Annotated in this window: 13 protein-coding genes; 4 read left to right on the top strand and 9 right to left on the bottom strand. The window is 61.5% G+C overall.

The features are described from left to right. Nucleotides 1–6: 6 nt before the first annotated feature. Complete coding sequence (locus QA639_RS10015; protein WP_283089686.1) at nt 7–1,383, bottom strand: O-antigen ligase family protein; 1,377 nt, start codon at nt 1,381–1,383, stop codon at nt 7–9. A 600-nt stretch (nt 1,384–1,983) separates the two neighbouring features. On the opposite strand from QA639_RS10015, the gene QA639_RS10010 reads away from it, so the two are divergent. Together QA639_RS10010 and QA639_RS10005 are read left to right on the top strand one after the other, a co-directional pair. Further along, nucleotides 1,984–3,132 carry a polysaccharide biosynthesis/export family protein gene (locus QA639_RS10010; RefSeq protein WP_317250112.1) on the top strand — a complete coding sequence of 383 codons (1,149 nt, stop codon included), beginning with the start codon at nt 1,984–1,986 and terminating at the stop codon, nt 3,130–3,132. Then, a complete protein-coding gene (locus tag QA639_RS10005; protein WP_157340726.1) occupies nt 3,129–4,409 on the top strand; it encodes an acyltransferase family protein in 1,281 nt (426 codons plus the stop codon). Before QA639_RS10010 ends, QA639_RS10005 begins: the two co-directional genes overlap by 4 nt. Here QA639_RS10005 and QA639_RS10000 read toward each other — a convergent pair. Further along, on the bottom strand, nt 4,342–5,562 hold the full coding sequence (locus tag QA639_RS10000; RefSeq protein WP_244978373.1) for a glycosyltransferase family 4 protein: 1,221 nt from the start codon (nt 5,560–5,562) through the stop codon (nt 4,342–4,344). The two genes, QA639_RS10005 and QA639_RS10000, sit on opposite strands and share 68 nt — an antisense overlap. A 347-nt stretch (nt 5,563–5,909) precedes the next feature. On the opposite strand from QA639_RS10000, the gene asnB reads away from it, so the two are divergent. Beyond that, on the top strand, nt 5,910–7,850 hold the full coding sequence (gene asnB, locus QA639_RS09995; RefSeq protein ID WP_157340730.1) for an asparagine synthase (glutamine-hydrolyzing): 1,941 nt from the start codon (nt 5,910–5,912) through the stop codon (nt 7,848–7,850). A 13-nt stretch (nt 7,851–7,863) separates the two neighbouring features. Here the strand turns inward: asnB and QA639_RS09990 are convergent, their stop codons facing one another. Both QA639_RS09990 and QA639_RS09985 read right to left on the bottom strand, forming a co-directional pair. After that, on the bottom strand, nt 7,864–8,142 hold the full coding sequence (locus QA639_RS09990; protein ID WP_038377337.1) for a hypothetical protein: 279 nt from the start codon (nt 8,140–8,142) through the stop codon (nt 7,864–7,866). A 2-nt stretch (nt 8,143–8,144) separates the two neighbouring features. Beyond that, a complete protein-coding gene (locus QA639_RS09985) occupies nt 8,145–8,357 on the bottom strand; it encodes a hypothetical protein (protein ID WP_157340732.1) in 213 nt (70 codons plus the stop codon). A gap of 141 nt (nt 8,358–8,498) precedes the next feature. On the opposite strand from QA639_RS09985, the gene QA639_RS09980 reads away from it, so the two are divergent. After that, nucleotides 8,499–8,660 carry a hypothetical protein gene (locus QA639_RS09980; protein ID WP_157340734.1) on the top strand — a complete coding sequence of 54 codons (162 nt, stop codon included), beginning with the start codon at nt 8,499–8,501 and terminating at the stop codon, nt 8,658–8,660. Between the two features lie 121 nt (nt 8,661–8,781). On the opposite strand, the gene QA639_RS09975 is transcribed toward QA639_RS09980, so the two are convergent. The 5 genes from QA639_RS09975 to QA639_RS09955 all read right to left on the bottom strand — a co-directional run bounded on the left by QA639_RS09975 (nt 8,782) and on the right by QA639_RS09955 (nt 14,339). Then, nucleotides 8,782–9,978 (bottom strand): NADH:flavin oxidoreductase/NADH oxidase, encoded by a 1,197-nt coding sequence (locus tag QA639_RS09975; protein WP_283089685.1) that lies wholly within the window; start codon nt 9,976–9,978, stop codon nt 8,782–8,784. A gap of 55 nt (nt 9,979–10,033) precedes the next feature. After that, complete coding sequence (locus QA639_RS09970) at nt 10,034–11,041, bottom strand: LacI family DNA-binding transcriptional regulator (RefSeq protein ID WP_244978375.1); 1,008 nt, start codon at nt 11,039–11,041, stop codon at nt 10,034–10,036. A 219-nt stretch (nt 11,042–11,260) separates the two neighbouring features. Next, the gene (locus QA639_RS09965) at nt 11,261–12,148 is read right to left on the bottom strand and encodes an MBL fold metallo-hydrolase (protein WP_028333413.1); all 888 of its coding nucleotides are present in this window, start codon (nt 12,146–12,148) and stop codon (nt 11,261–11,263) included. Next, a complete protein-coding gene (locus QA639_RS09960) occupies nt 12,145–12,969 on the bottom strand; it encodes an aspartate/glutamate racemase family protein (protein ID WP_028333414.1) in 825 nt (274 codons plus the stop codon). Before QA639_RS09960 ends, QA639_RS09965 begins: the two co-directional genes overlap by 4 nt. Next, a complete protein-coding gene (locus tag QA639_RS09955; RefSeq protein WP_283089684.1) occupies nt 12,966–14,339 on the bottom strand; it encodes an MmgE/PrpD family protein in 1,374 nt (457 codons plus the stop codon). The genes QA639_RS09960 and QA639_RS09955 overlap by 4 nt, the downstream gene beginning before the upstream one ends. Between the last annotated feature and the right edge of the window lie 2 nt (nt 14,340–14,341).

Raw genomic sequence — 14,341 nt, 5'->3', positions numbered from 1 at the left:
CGCCTGCTAGCGTGACCTCACGACGTTGATGGGAGTAGACGGCGGCCTGAACCGCGGTCCGTGGATGCGCCGCATTGCTGGGCGCCTGGCTATCCGCAAGCTGGCCGCGGGACGCGCCTGCCCCCAATATCGGGCAACTTCAACCGCGGCTATAACGAACACGACCCACAGCATTTCGAAGCCGCGCATCCATGTGCTCTCGAGACCGTTGGTAATGGCAACGTAGAGAACGATCGACAGCAGGATCCATGCCCGCGAAAGATCAAAACGCGCCAGGCGACCAATGCCGTGTATCGTCGCAAGGATGAACGCGACAAGCAGGAAAAATCCCGCATAGCCTAGTTCAAGCAATGTGTCTTCATACCCATTGTGGGCGTTGGGCATCTCCTTGACCCAGCCCGGCGCATCCACGATGCTCGGCGCGTCGGGTCCGACCAGCCAGAACGACTGATAACCCCAGCCCAGCAGCGGCTTCTTTGCGATTTGCATATTTGCAAAATCCCAAATGATGGTACGGCCCGTGAAAGTCGAATCGCCGTACAGCATGTACGACACGCGATTCATGCTGATGCCGGTGACGAACGAAAAGACCATCCAGCAAATCGGTATCGATACGACAATCATCCACACCGGAACACGGGTAGCCCTGGAAAGCTTCAGCAAGGTCCAGGCGAACGCCGGGACAAGCACCGCAAGTGCAAGCGCCGTCTTTGAATTGCTCAGCAGCAGCAGCGCGACAGACATGAGCGCGGTAACGATGCCGAGAACTCGTCGCCGTCCTGGATGAAGCAGTTCATGGAGCGCAAGCAGGAATGCAACGGCAGCGCATTCGCCTAGATAGTTCTTGCCCGAGAAATAGCCCGGGTAGCCCCATGTGGCGTACTTCACATCGATCGGCGGCCTGCCCATGACGAACAGCATGTTCAGCACGGCGGCGACAAAAAAGCACCAGAACAAGCCGCGCAGCAGGTCGGTCGATCGAGTTGCAACGATCGCCGGGAGCGCGATCGAGGCAATGATCATGGCCTGCTGCGCAAATCTGATCCCCGAAGCCTCCGGCTTGAATGCCCAGGCAACGCTCGCCCCCGCCAGCGCAAGATAGGCAAACAGTATGATCAGGATCGGCGGAAAGCGGAGTCGCGACCGATTGCGCAGCGCAACGACGAGCGCGACTGCGGACAGGATTGGCCAAAAGATTTTGCTCTCTGGTCGAGCTTCCAAAAGACAAGCCGAGTCCGTCGGACTGCAGGTCACGAGGATCAGGGGAAAAGCAATCGTGGCGTAGACACAGGCCAGCAGCGGGATGACCGCGTATCCATCGATTACCCGACCGGACGGAGCCGCCAAGCCTGGTCGCTGAGAACGCAATACGGCTTCGTGCATGCTCGGTGCCCGCCAACTCCAGTCGCCAAGGCAGCACGCTGATCGTTAATCGCCTGCCTTGCCCGATCGTGGGGCCGCGCAGCGAAACGATCAGCCTCTCAATGGCGCTGACGCCAACACGTACTCAGACACGGCTCCGAACACCAACGATAAGTCAATCTTTCCTGAATTTTTATAGTGAACGCTTCGTTAACGCTTGTCCCCTAGCGTGGCGCACAGGGCGGGCTGTTTCGCTTGGTCGATTGATATTTCGGGAAATTGTAGATGCCGCGTAAGTACATGTTTACTCGCGCAAATTTCTTCCGAGCCTCTGCCCTGCAGTACGGCGGTCGATGCCGGACGGCGACGACCGCAAGCGGCGCGCAAGCAAGCGCGAAGAAGAGACCGGCGTTTACCAAGACTCCGTTCGTTAATCTTCGTTAACCAGGGTCCAATGTCGTGCCGAGAAGTGCAGGCAAGAATAGTCAACGAACGCGGTGCCTGACCACTCGCAAAGTGGCGCCGGCGCATTCGGCTGGCAATTCCTCGCGTCTCAGTGGTGGCCGCCTATTGGGCGCTTTGGCCGTCACAGCGACAATCGCGCTCGCTGGCTGCTCGACCATGCCGACCTCGGGACCGGCAAGCTCCTATGTCCGCGCGGGGCAGACCGACCCTGAAAGCGTGCACTATGCTCTGGTACGTCTGACGACCGACACCGAGAGGGTGCTGGTGCGCAACTCTACGCGGATCGACCGCGTTTTCACGGATCGCCGCGGCCCGCCCGAGATTCGCTTTGGCATCGGCGACACGGTGAGCGTGACGTTGTTTGAATCGATGGCCGGTGGCCTGTTTACTCCGACCGAAGCCGGTACGCGTCAGGGTAATTACGTCAACTTGCCCAATCAGGCCGTGAATTACAAAGGCAACATCACGGTTCCGTACGGTGGCTCCATCCGCGCCGCGGGCCGGACACCGGACGAAGTCCAGAATGCAATCGTGAAGTCCCTGCAGGATCGTGCGATCGAACCACAGGCGGTGGTTGCGCTGGTGGATCAGAAGGCAACCTCGATCAGCGTATTGGGCGAGGTCGGACAGCCTGCGCGCTTGCCTGCAAGCGCCAGCGGCGAGCGGCTGCTCGACATCATCACGCGGGCGGGCGGGCCCAAAAATCCCGGCTTCGATACCTGGGTGACCCTCGAACGCGATGGACGGCACGGTACTGCACCGTTCGGATCGCTGCTCAGCCAACCGGCAAACAACATCTTTGTTCGTCCCCAGGATACGGTCTACGTGTACACGCAGCCGCAAACCTTCCTCGCGATGGGCGCCGCCGGGCAACAGGGGCAGTTCTCGTTCGGAGCCTGGCGCCTGTCACTGGCCGAGGCCATGGCGAAGGCGGGTGGCCTTAAGGATGATCACGCTGACCCTGGGTCGGTGTTTATCTACCGAGGAGAACCACGCGAAGTTGCCAAGCAGCTCGGCGTCGACTGCACTCGCTATAGCGGGCCCCTTGTCCCCGTTATCTATATTCTCGATTTGAGAGATCCCGGCGGCTACTTCATCGCGACAGAATTCGAGATGCGGAATAAGGATGTCATCTTCGCGTCCAACGCAACATCTGTCGAAGCGACAAAGTTCATGACTTACCTTCGGATGATCATCGGCACCGTGAGCGATCCAATCGTCGCCGGGATCGATGCCTACACGCTGAAGGGACTCGCCAACGGCAGCATCTCCGGCGCGACAACCATCGTTACGTCGTCCCGATGACGACAATTGGCCTGGCGGGATCGACTCCCGCGGCAGGTATGCTGCCGGCAACCGAATCCGCCGAGGCAACTGTCCGCGACCGGTGGCCCCGCCTTCACGGACACATTCCTGCGCTCGACGGAGTGCGGGGACTTGCCATCGTGATGGTGATGCTACTGCACTTCGTCGGCAATACGTTGCCGACCAACGCTGTCGAGAAGATCGTCGTCGGAATCACCAACTACGGCTCCTATGGCGTCGAGTTGTTCTTCGTCCTGTCCGGCTTTCTCATCACCGGAATCCTCTATGATTCACGGGAGGAGCCGAACTTCTTTCGCAATTTCTATATACGGCGAGTGCTGCGTATTTTTCCGCTCTATTATGGCGTGCTCGCGCTCGTCTTCTTCGTCGCTCCACTTTTGAGCCCGCTGCGTGGTCCGACCCTCGACTATCTGATAGATCGTCAGGCCTGGGCCTGGCTATACGGCGTCAACGTCTACATCGCATGGAACGGTGACTGGTCATTCTCGTATCTGGAGCATCTCTGGTCGCTTTGCATCGAGGAGCATTTCTATTTCTTCTGGCCGCTCGTCGTATATCTGGTCACGAAGCAACCGAGAAAGTTGATTGTGGTCAGCCTTGGCCTGTCGGCTGCTGCGATGCTCGCTCGCTTGGGCGGCTCCTTGGCCGGGCTTAGCTGGTGGACAACCTATGTGTTGACACCGTTTCGCCTGGACGGTCTGGCACTCGGCGCCTTTCTCGCCGTGGTGGTCCGACAACAGGGCGGACTTCAGCGACTTGTGGGTGCCCTTCCATACGTTGCGACCACTGCATTTGGCTTGCTGTCCCTGACCTTCATCTGGACGCGCCTGGTGACCGACCAAGGTAACGCTTTCGTCCTTCCGGTTCGGTCTTCCATCATCACCGTGCTGTTGGCCTGTCTCCTCATCTGGGTGCTTGTCGCGCCAAAGCATTCCTTGGTATCGCGCCTTTTCTGCAGCCGCCCCTTGATGCTTCTCGGGACCTATAGCTACGGCCTGTACGTCTACCATCACTTCATATCATACTACCTTGTGACTCATCGAACCGAACTGACACTCGGCGAATGGCTTGGCTCTCACAGCGCAGCCGTGGCAATACAGGCGACAGCGGGCGCGCTCGTCTCGCTGCTAATCGCTTATCTGAGCTATGAATTCGTCGAAAAGCGTTTCCTGGAACTGAAGCGGTTCTTCAGCGCTCGACGCCCCGTTGCTGCTGGCGACGCGTTGGCGCCTGCCCATCCGTACCGCAACTGCTGATGGCGAGCCTCGTACGGTAAAAACCCTCGAGAGCGCGAGCTGCTGAACTCCAGGCATACTTGCTTTCGGCCAAATGCCTTGCGGAACGTCCGAGATCCGCGGCACGATCGGCATCGCCCAGCAGGCCGCTGACGCGGGCGGCAAAGCTCTCGACATCGTCCGCGATCATGATGTCACGATCCGGCACGGCCTCGATCCCCTCGGCGCCCAAGGTTGTCGAGACGATTGCCTTGCCCATCGCCATAGCCTCGACAATCTTGAGCCGTGTCCCGCCTCCCAATCGCAGAGGGACGACGACGACTGCCGCCTCGGCAAGATGCGGTCTCAGATCCGGCACGAAGCCGGTGAACTCGATTCGGGGACCTGCCAGCGCTAACAGGGCGGAGGGCGGCGAACCGCCAATGATCTTGCAACGCGCATCCGGATGGCTGGCCGCGATGCGCGGCCATATATCGTTGATGAAGTGGATGACACCGTCGACATTCGGTGCATACGACAAGAGGCCAAAGAACACGACAGTGCGTCCGTCGGGCTTCGGATCGTCGGCACGCGGGCGATAGAACTCGATATCCGCGGCATTGGGAATGACAGTAGTCCTGGCTTCCGGCACTTCTTCAAGCAGCCGACGTTCGTCAGTCGCGCTGCACAGATAGACGCCATCCGCGTCACGATAGGTCCCGAGCTCCTCCTTCCGAAGCTTGCGCCAATTGACCTCGGAATAAAGGCGACGAAACAGACTGTCGCCGCTTTGGGCGTACTGGCGGGCAAGGTCGTAGTCGATGTTGTGAGAATCCACGACCAATACTGGAAGCTTCTCTCCTGCCGGCGCCTTGCGCAGCTCGTAGTGACCAAGGAACGTGAACTCGAGATTAACCACGTCGAAGCGCGTCGACCCCAGCAAGTCGTCCAGCGTCTGACGCACTACGTCTGCCGTGATTCGCAAACGCTCGAAGCTGAGGGGCGATACCAGGGAGCGCAGTTGAAGCAGGCGCTTCGGCATCCCATCGCGACCGAACGGGTTACGCACGAGCACCACCCTGCGGCAGTAGGCCTGCATGGCAGTTCGGCATTCCTCGATGTCGTGCTCGTCATCCACGAGCATGACTGCCGTCAGGTCATGACGTTGAGCCAATTCCGTCATCAAACCGTGCATGCGTGCCTGCGCGCCGATCCGCGGCGGGCTCGCAGGCATCTGTGAGACGAAGAGAACATTTAGGCGGTCTGAGTGCATCGATCCAAACCTGCCTGCCACATCGGCAGGTACTGAGATGCTCGCTGGGGCCCACATTCACACAGCTCGGCTTACTCAATGCTTAAGCTTGAGCCTTGCGTTAATAGTTGCCGCGTTCCTCTTAACGAAACAATGATAGAAAGGCGGCGTATCCATTTATCCGCTTGGATTTTCGACGTAGAAGCATTGCCGAAGCAGTCTTGGTAGGTTCTCCGCAACGTTACCTCGTGCGGGCCAGCTCAAGCTCAAGCCGCGAAGGCGACGATTGAATGTGCGGTATCTCCGGTATCATCGGCCGGCTTGACGAAAACAACCGGGCCGCGCTCGCTCGGATGAGCAAGGCCATGATCCATCGCGGACCGGACGGCCATGGCTCGTGGGCTTCAACGCCGGATGCCCGCGGCTGGGGTGTCATGCTTGATCACCGCCGTCTCTCGATCCTTGATCTGTCGTCCGCCGGCGCTCAACCGATGGTGGACGATACAACCGGGCACGTGATTTCGTTCAACGGCGAAATCTACAACTATGTCGCCCTGCGCAAACGCCTCGAGAGCGAAGGGCAGTCTTTTCGGTCCAGCGGCGACACCGCCGTCATGCTGCGGGCACTCGGCCTGCATGGCCTGGAGGCAGTCGGATGGCTGCGCGGCATGTTCGCATTCGCAAGCTGGGATCCCCAACAGCGACGACTTCTGCTTGCGCGCGACCAGCTCGGCATCAAGCCGCTCTATATCGCACAGTCCAGCAATCCGAACACGACGTGGTCGCTGATATTTGCATCCGAACTACGTGCATTGCTGGCCTCAGGCTTGCTCGGAACGCCGCGCCTTGATCCGCAGGCGGTTGCGAGCAACGTATGGAACGGGTTTGTGGTCGGCCCTTGCACCTCGGTCCAGGGTGTTGAACTTCTTGCGCCGGGTCACTACGCCGAGTTTGACGGGGCAGGCCGTAAAATAAGCGAGCACGATTTCTGGCGCATTCCCGGAGAGTCGCCAAAGCCGACAATGGACGAAGCGACGCTTGCCTCGATCCTCGACGAAGGGATGAAGCTTCACCTCGCCAGTGATGTGCCGCTCGCGGTTTTCCTGTCGGGCGGCATCGATTCCTCCGCGATGGCAAATCTCGCGCAACTGACCGCTGACGCCCCGGTTCATACTTTCACGCTCGCGTTCGAGGACCAGCAGTTCAACGAAGCGCCGTTCGCAAGGCAGACCGCTGCGGCAATCGGCACTCAGCATCATGAGGTAGTGTTGTCCGAGCAGCGGTTCGTCGACAGTCTGGACGACGCCCTCGATAGTCTCGACCAGCCAACCTTCGATGGACTGAACGCCTATTTCATCTCCCGGGCTATTCGCGAAGCAGGCTTTACCGTCGCGCTGTCGGGAACCGGGGGCGACGAGCTGTTCGGCGGGTATCCGACGTATCGCGATCTTCCGATCTTGCAGCAGTGGTGTCATCGGGGCCGCGCCTTTCCCAGAAAATGGCAAGCCAAGGCTGCAGCCTTGCTGACATGGCCCTTGCGACGATCCTCGCATCCCGTAGCGCCTCAAACGCGCTGGGCGAAGCTTCCGGATATGGTCGATCGTAGCGAGGATCTGCTGGCGTTATACCAGATGGCCTACGCACTCTTCCTGCCTGGATTTCAGGGTGAATTGCTTGCACCGGATTTCGCGAGCGCGCTCGTGGACGGCCTTCCCGACGCGATGCGCCGGCGGCTGATGGCCGAAACGGCAGGCCGTACCCCTGTTTCCGCTATTAGCGTGATGGAACAACGTCTCTTTTTGGGTGAACGCCTCCTGCGCGATAATGATGCAGCAAGCATGGCCAGTTCGCTCGAGCAGCGCGTTCCGCTGGTCGACCACGTATTGTTTGAAAGCGTCGACGCCCTGTCGGACCAAGCGCGATATCAGCCCTTGGGGCGCAAAGATATGCTTCGGCGGATCGGATTGCGCGGTCTCGATCCTGCGCTCTTCGAGCGCCCAAAGACCGGCTTCGTCATGCCCTTTGACCGGTGGATTCGCCGCGGATTGAAGGACGCCATGGATCGGACCATGCGCGATCCGCAGGCGATCGCGCCTACGGGCCTGAATCCCGCCGCGGTCGAGCGACTTTGGCGAGCCTTTCTCGACGGAGCGCCCGGCATGTACTGGTCGCGGGTCTGGTCCATCTACACGTTTGTCCGTTGGTGCCATCGCAACGGCGTTTACGCATGATCAGCGAGTGCCTTCACCGGCTTTCCCGCCGTTCGCTCTGACCATTCGTCCAATCGATAACGTCGAACTCGAGCCCTCGCTTCAGCATCTCCGCCTCAAGATCGGTGGCATGCCGCTTCCATTCGGCCGTCGACCGGACTCGGAATTTGGGATCTTTGCCGCTTGCCTCGAATTCATCGTCGGCCTCGAGCGCGCCGCGGATAGCTTCATATATCATCCTCAGACTGGGATCGGTGATGGCGCCGCAGGCCATTGGTTTCAGTGTCTCGATCTCGTCGAAGTTTTTGCTCATGACTATGGTCGATCCTCATTCACGCGCGCTAGCGCGCCTTCGATGACCTCGATCTCCTCGCGAAGGATATCGCTCACAATCGACGGCTTGAACCCTGGAATGGTGTGCATCTGAACATCATCCAGCAATTGCTGACGATGGTGCCTCAGCTTTTCCAAGGCTTGGCGATCCTTCAATGAAACGTAGCCGGCAACGATCTGCTCGATGGCTTTCATCGGAAATGCGCTCTACAATAAGAATAACGTACTGCAATCTCTCGAATAAACTGGCCAAATCGCTTCCTGACAAGACCCCCGCCTTTGTGCTCGTGCGGTAGCGTTAACGCTCAGCCCGTAAAAACCCGGACCCTCCACGAAATGATTTCGCCGCCGTTTGTCGAGATCCGGCAAAGCGAAGACGTCAGTTCGATCGTCGTTGCCGAGTCACTTCCACGCAACGCGACGGGGAAGGTGCAGAAGAACCTGTTGTGCGACCGCTTCGCCGATATCTCCTCGGCGGAAGTTCAGCAGCGAATCTGAAACAGGCTCCTGCGACCCGCGACATGATGCCCGTCGCGCGGTACTGCGGATCCTCGAAGATAGCAGCGATGCTGCGGGCGGCGTTCCGTTCACCGGCCGCGAGCGATGTGCGTGACGCCAGTCAGGAGTGGCGCGTAACGACACCCGTCGGCGTGGCAAAGCCCTGGAGTGTCTTGATCCGCTTCTCGAGCCACCAGCCGAACTCCGGCGACCAATCTTCGAAACGGCTGTTGATGCCGAGATCGTGCGCCCAGTGGTGGGCGATGTTAGGATTGAACTGCGACTGCCGCCCGACGGCAATGAGGTCGGCCTGGCCTTTTTGAAGGATGGCCTCGGCCTGCTGCGCCTCGAGAATGATGCCGATGGCCATGGTGGTGACATCCGCCTCCTTGCGCACGCGCTCGGCGAAGGGAACCTGGAAGCCGAGGCTGCGCGGCACTTGCGCTGCCGTAGCCGCGCCGGAGATTCCGCCGGAGGAACAGTCGACGACGTCGACGCCGCGCGCCTTCAGCTCGTGCGCGAAGGCGACCGTATCATCCATGTTCCAGCCCTCGACAGTGCCGTCGACGGACGAGACGCGCACGAACAGCGGCATGTCCGCCGGCATTTCGCGGCGCACCGCCTCGACGATCTCGAGCGGCAGACGCATGCGGCCAGCGCGGTCGCCGCCGTACTCGTCATTGCGTGTGTTGGAGACCGGCGACAGGAACGAGGCCAGCAGATAGCCGTGCGCGGTGTGGATCTCGATGGTGTCGAACCCGGCGGCAACCGCTCGCCTTGCAGCGGCTGCCCAGGTACCGACCATGGCCTTGCACTCGGCAGTGGTCAATTGCCGTGGCGTCAGCCAGCCCTTGGCGACCGGCTCGGCGGTCGGGCCGACCGGCTGCCAGATCCTGGCGCCGGCTTTCAGATTCTCCTCGGTCAGCGGCCCCATGCCCTGCATGGCGGACTGTGCCGACGACTTGCGGCCGCCATGGCCGATCTGGATGCCGATCGCCGTCCCCTGACGCTTCATGAAGGCGACCAGCGGCTTGAAGCTCTCGGCCTGCTCGTCATTCCAGATGCCGAGATCGTTTTCGTTGGTGAGCCCGACTTCCTCCACCGCCGTCACTTCGACGAAGACGAGCCCGAATCCACCGAGCGCATAGCGACCAAGATGAACGAGATGAAACGCTCCGCAGGTATTTCCCGGTTCGCAGCTGTAATGGACCATCGGCGGCACGACGAGACGGTTCTTCAGCGTAAGGCCTCGAATCGTGAGTGGCTGGAACAGCATCGGCCGCTCGTCTTCTTTGCCGTTGATCATTTCACCACTCATGGAACTGTCTCCTTGCATGCTATGGCCGTCCGGTCGTGCCATGGACGGCAAGTCTTCAGGTACGTCTTGGGGGCCCCAGCGACGCGCGCGGGATGAACTCGTTGGGCACGAGCACGCGCCGCGGCTCGCGCGGACCGTCGTTTCGGATGCGATCGAGCAGCATGCCGGCCGCAATCCGGCCGACCTCCGCCTGATCCCAGCCGATGATGGCGACCGCCGGCGAGACGAGCTCGGCGAGCTCGGAATGGCCCGACGCGATCAGCGACACGTCCTCCGGTATCCGCAGGCCTCGCCCGCGCACCGCGCGCAGCACGCCAGACAGCATGTCGATGCCGCCGGAAATGATCGCGGTCGGAGGGTTGCGCTGGCCGAGCAATGCCGAGGTGATACGAAATCCCGCGCCGGGCAGGAAGCTCCCCGCGTGAACGAGCGAAGGATCAGGCTCGAGATTTCGCGCGGCAAAAGCCTCCTGATAGCCGCGAACGCGTTCGCGCGCCGGATAGAGCCCGGCGTCGCCGGTGATCAGCGCCACGCGCCGATGACCGAGATCCAGCAAATGACTGACCGCGACGCGCATCCCTTCAGCGTGATCGGCCATAACGGCATCAGTCCAATCCGGCTGATCACGATCGATCAGCACGATCGGAATATCGAGATCGCGCAGGAAGGCCTCGAACTCACCGGCGACCGGCGTGTACGGCCCCATCATCACGCCGTCGGCCTGCCGCCGCGACAGCCGGCTGAGCAGCTCCCGCTCACGCTCCTTGCGGCCTTCCGAGTTGGAGATGAGCAGCGAGAAGCCGACCTCGTCCAGCACGTCGTGCGCGGCTTTGACGAAACCCGCGAGTTGCGGAATGTTGATCTCACGCAAGATGCAGCCGATCGTGTGGGTCGACCGGATGCGCATGCTCTGCGCCACCGCGTTCGGCGTATAGCCCAGATCGTCGATTGCGCGCTGGACCTTCCGGCGGATGTCGGGATGGACGGTGGCATTGGCATTGAGCACCCGCGACACCGTGCCGGTCGAAACGCCCGCTGCGGTCGCCACGTCGCGGATCGTCAATTTGCTTCCGCGACCTGCCGTTTGCTGTTCTGCCATCACCATCACCGGGGCTGAGACCTCAATCCCCTGCACAATACGCGGAAGCCAATTCGGCCGCAGGTGCTATCAGCCGGCCGAAGGCAAATGATTTGTGCATTTCTCCACCGTGATCCAAACGGCCTGGCCTCCCGTCCTTGTTCCGGAACGATCAGATGGCGTCGGCTTCGACGATATTGCGGCTCATACTTCGAACGCCCACTGCTCCGCCACCAGGCTGTATCGGCCTGCCTCGCGCCGCATATGTCCGAACCCGGGGAAATGCAGATGCATGCCGCCGACCAGCATGTCGTCAGTGACCACCATGTCGAACATCATCTGACGAGCGGCCGCGGCGGCCTCGGGGTCGGTGTCGAATTCCATCGTCACTTCCGGACGTGCAACCTGGATCTCCGGCACATGGACCGTGTCCCCCCAAACCACCATTGATTCGCCGCCGCACGATACGACATAGGCGGCGTGGCCGGGGGTATGACCGTGGATCGGGATCGCCGTGACGCCCGGGAGCACCTCGCCCTTCCGGAAAGTCTTGACGCGATCGGCAGCCATATAGGGCTTCAGCTGGGTGCGGCCGGCCTCGAAATAGCGGCGCCGGGGCCGCTCGGCCGCCTTGGCCATCGCCTCATCGTTGAACCAGTGATTGATCTCGTTCTCATGGACGATGACTTCCGCATTGGGAAACAGCCGCGTTCCGGTTGCGGCATCTGTCAGCCCGTTGGAATGGTCGGGATGAACATGGGTCAGCAGCACCGCGTCGACCGAGGCCGGATCGATGCCGGCGGCAGCGAGATTTGCCGGCAGGCGGCCGCAGGTCGGCCCCATCAGATCCGCTGATCCGCAGTCGATCAGGTAGGTCCGGTTGTCCATGCGCACGGCAAAGGCGTTGACCGAGATGCGCGGCGGCGAGGTGCGATGATCGCGCGCCAGAATGGCTTTGGTTTCCTCCTCGGGGATATTGCGAAAGATCGTGTATCCCATGTCGACGTAACCATCGCTGAGGCCTGTGACCAGCGCATCGCCAAGCTTGCGGTGATAGACTCCTGCGACTTGCGTTGAGGGTGAAGTGCTCATTGTGCGTCCCCTTGCCAAAATCTTGCAACGATCGCTGCATCGTCGCGCCTGTGGTGCCAGCTCCGGCCCACGCCAAGTTGTGCCTTCGACCAGAGCCTGATCTGCATCAGCGCGTAGGCCCAGGTGACGGCAAACACGTCCATCACGGGAGCGCCGGCGATGCGATGGACGCCGTGACGAACAAGGAGTTCCGCCAGCACACCTTCCGCCGGAATGATGACGTCAGCGCCGCGCGCCACCAGGCGCTCGGCCGCGGCCGTGAAATTTGCGATGACCGGAGCCGGGTCGGCGTAAGCACGCGCCAGCTGCGGCTCGTCGAGCGGCGGATCCATCGCCGCGACCTCCAGCACACGCGCGGCGAGCTTGTGCTTATCGACCGCAACCTTGGTCATCCACTGCACCGCCGGCGCATTGGAGATCAATGCCACATAGCTGCCGAGCGAGCAGCCGACCAGCAGGCCGCTCTCGGTCAGCGAGGCGACGGGAATATCCACCGCGGAGCGGATCTCGCGCAGAAACGGTTCGCTGAACGAACCGATCACGAAGGCATCATAACCCTGCCGCTCGGCCGCGATCGCATTGTCGATCACCCGGCTGAGAATGCGGTGATAGGCGAATGCATTGCCGAGCACCGCAGTGGCCGAAGCGCCGGCGTATGATCCGGACGGAAGCCCGTGGACGACGACCTCGGCGTCGTCGCCAAGAATTTCCGCCGCATGGGCCTCGAGCGCGCGCTTGTAGACTTCGAGATGATCGAGCTCGTTGACCGACTGGTGCCAGATGCGCGGCGTCGATCCCTTCCCAGCCATTGCCGCGCTCATGCGTCGCTCCGGTCGTTGGTCAGGCGCAGCGAACGGATCGACCTGAGGTCCTCGATATTCCAGAGCTGCTCGAACAGGGCGTCGGCCTCGCCTTGCTTGAACACCCGGGTCGCGCAGTCCATGAACTTATCCTGCAGTTCGTCGCGCGAAAGCGGGCGCTGCCAGCTGCCCTTGGCATGAACCACCGGCGCGTGCTCAAGCACTTCGCCCGATGTCAACACGACGCTGACGCAGTCGGCCGGCGCGAACGGCTGATCTCCCGGCATGATTTCATCGGTTGTCGTACAGTGGACCTTGGCGAAGGTAGCGCCGACGTCGGGCCGCGAGACGAACTCGTCGGTGAGCTCGGACAGCCCGACGCGGCCGGCGATCAGCGCGGCGGTCATCGCGAATTCCATGCTGAACTTGGCCTCGAGACCGGTCTGCGGATTGGTGTTGCGCAACATCAGCCTTTGGGTGACGCCGGTGTGGACCCGAATTTCCTTCACGTCGTCGGGTTTGAGCTTGTGCGCATTCACCAGGCCAATCATCGCGTCGATCGAACGATGGGTCGCATAGCAGGTCGGATAGCGCTTTACATTGATGCCGAGATCGGCAAGCCGCCAGTTGCGGCCGATATCGATCGTGCCGTTTTCGATATCCGGCGTGCCCGAGGGCGAATGGGCGCGCAGGAAGCCGGTTTGGTGCTCGAGCACGTCCAGCGATGCGGTAAATCCCTGATCGGCGAGACGCGCGGCAAGCACGCCAGATTGGGCGGTGCGACCGGCATGCAGCGATTTGGTCATGGTGCCGAAATTGGCGACCAGTCCGGAGGCGAGCGAAGCGGCGATCGCGATGGCATGCGCGGTCTTCGTGGAGTCGAGATTGCGCAGCCGCGCACAGGCGGCCGCGGTGGCAAGCGCACCCATCACGGCCGTCGGATGAAAGCCGCGCTCATGGAGGTGACCGGGCTCCAGCGCAATGACCTGCGCCCAAACTTCGTAGCCCGCGGCATAGGCGGCAAGTGCGTCGGCGCCGCCGGAGTCGAGCGACCAGCCTTCGGCCAGGATGGCCGGCACCAGAACGGTGCTCGGATGTCCGGCCAGCGCCACGTCGTCATAGTCGAGCACATGCGCCGCGACACCGTTGACGAGCGCGGCATCCGGCGCCGCGAGATTGCGACCCGACGGAACCTCGGGCGCGCCGTCGTTCTGGGTGGACGCGGCCACCATCGCCGACACGATCCGCACCGGCTGCTCGGCGGCGCCAGCGATCATGACGCCGACGCAGTCGATGATGCCGGTCCGCGCCGCCTCGCGGCAGCGGTCGGACAGATCGGACAGCTTGAGGCCGGCTACAAAATTCGCCGTCTGACGCGTGATATCCAGCATGG

The sequence above is a fragment of the Bradyrhizobium pachyrhizi genome (assembly GCF_029714545.1).
In the GTDB taxonomy this organism is placed as follows: Bacteria; Pseudomonadota; Alphaproteobacteria; order Rhizobiales; family Xanthobacteraceae; genus Bradyrhizobium; species Bradyrhizobium pachyrhizi.
The sequence above is the reverse complement of the archived record's forward strand: the minus strand, read 5'-3'. Positions and strand labels throughout refer to the sequence as shown.

Bases quoted from the DNA above. Each gene is read 5' to 3' on its own strand.
- QA639_RS10015 (WP_283089686.1), bottom strand. From the start codon at position 1,383: ATGCACGAAGCCGTATTGCGTTCTCAGCGACCAGGCTTGGCGGCTCCG.
- QA639_RS10010 (WP_317250112.1), top strand. From the start codon at position 1,984: ATGCCGACCTCGGGACCGGCAAGCTCCTATGTCCGCGCGGGGCAGACC.
- QA639_RS10005 (WP_157340726.1), top strand. From the start codon at position 3,129: ATGACGACAATTGGCCTGGCGGGATCGACTCCCGCGGCAGGTATGCTG.
- QA639_RS10000 (WP_244978373.1), bottom strand. From the start codon at position 5,562: ATGCACGGTTTGATGACGGAATTGGCTCAACGTCATGACCTGACGGCA.
- asnB (WP_157340730.1), top strand. From the start codon at position 5,910: ATGTGCGGTATCTCCGGTATCATCGGCCGGCTTGACGAAAACAACCGG.
- QA639_RS09990 (WP_038377337.1), bottom strand. From the start codon at position 8,142: ATGAGCAAAAACTTCGACGAGATCGAGACACTGAAACCAATGGCCTGC.
- QA639_RS09985 (WP_157340732.1), bottom strand. From the start codon at position 8,357: ATGAAAGCCATCGAGCAGATCGTTGCCGGCTACGTTTCATTGAAGGAT.
- QA639_RS09980 (WP_157340734.1), top strand. From the start codon at position 8,499: ATGATTTCGCCGCCGTTTGTCGAGATCCGGCAAAGCGAAGACGTCAGT.
- QA639_RS09975 (WP_283089685.1), bottom strand. From the start codon at position 9,978: ATGAGTGGTGAAATGATCAACGGCAAAGAAGACGAGCGGCCGATGCTG.
- QA639_RS09965 (WP_028333413.1), bottom strand. From the start codon at position 12,148: ATGAGCACTTCACCCTCAACGCAAGTCGCAGGAGTCTATCACCGCAAG.
- QA639_RS09960 (WP_028333414.1), bottom strand. From the start codon at position 12,969: ATGAGCGCGGCAATGGCTGGGAAGGGATCGACGCCGCGCATCTGGCAC.
- QA639_RS09955 (WP_283089684.1), bottom strand. From the start codon at position 14,339: ATGCTGGATATCACGCGTCAGACGGCGAATTTTGTAGCCGGCCTCAAG.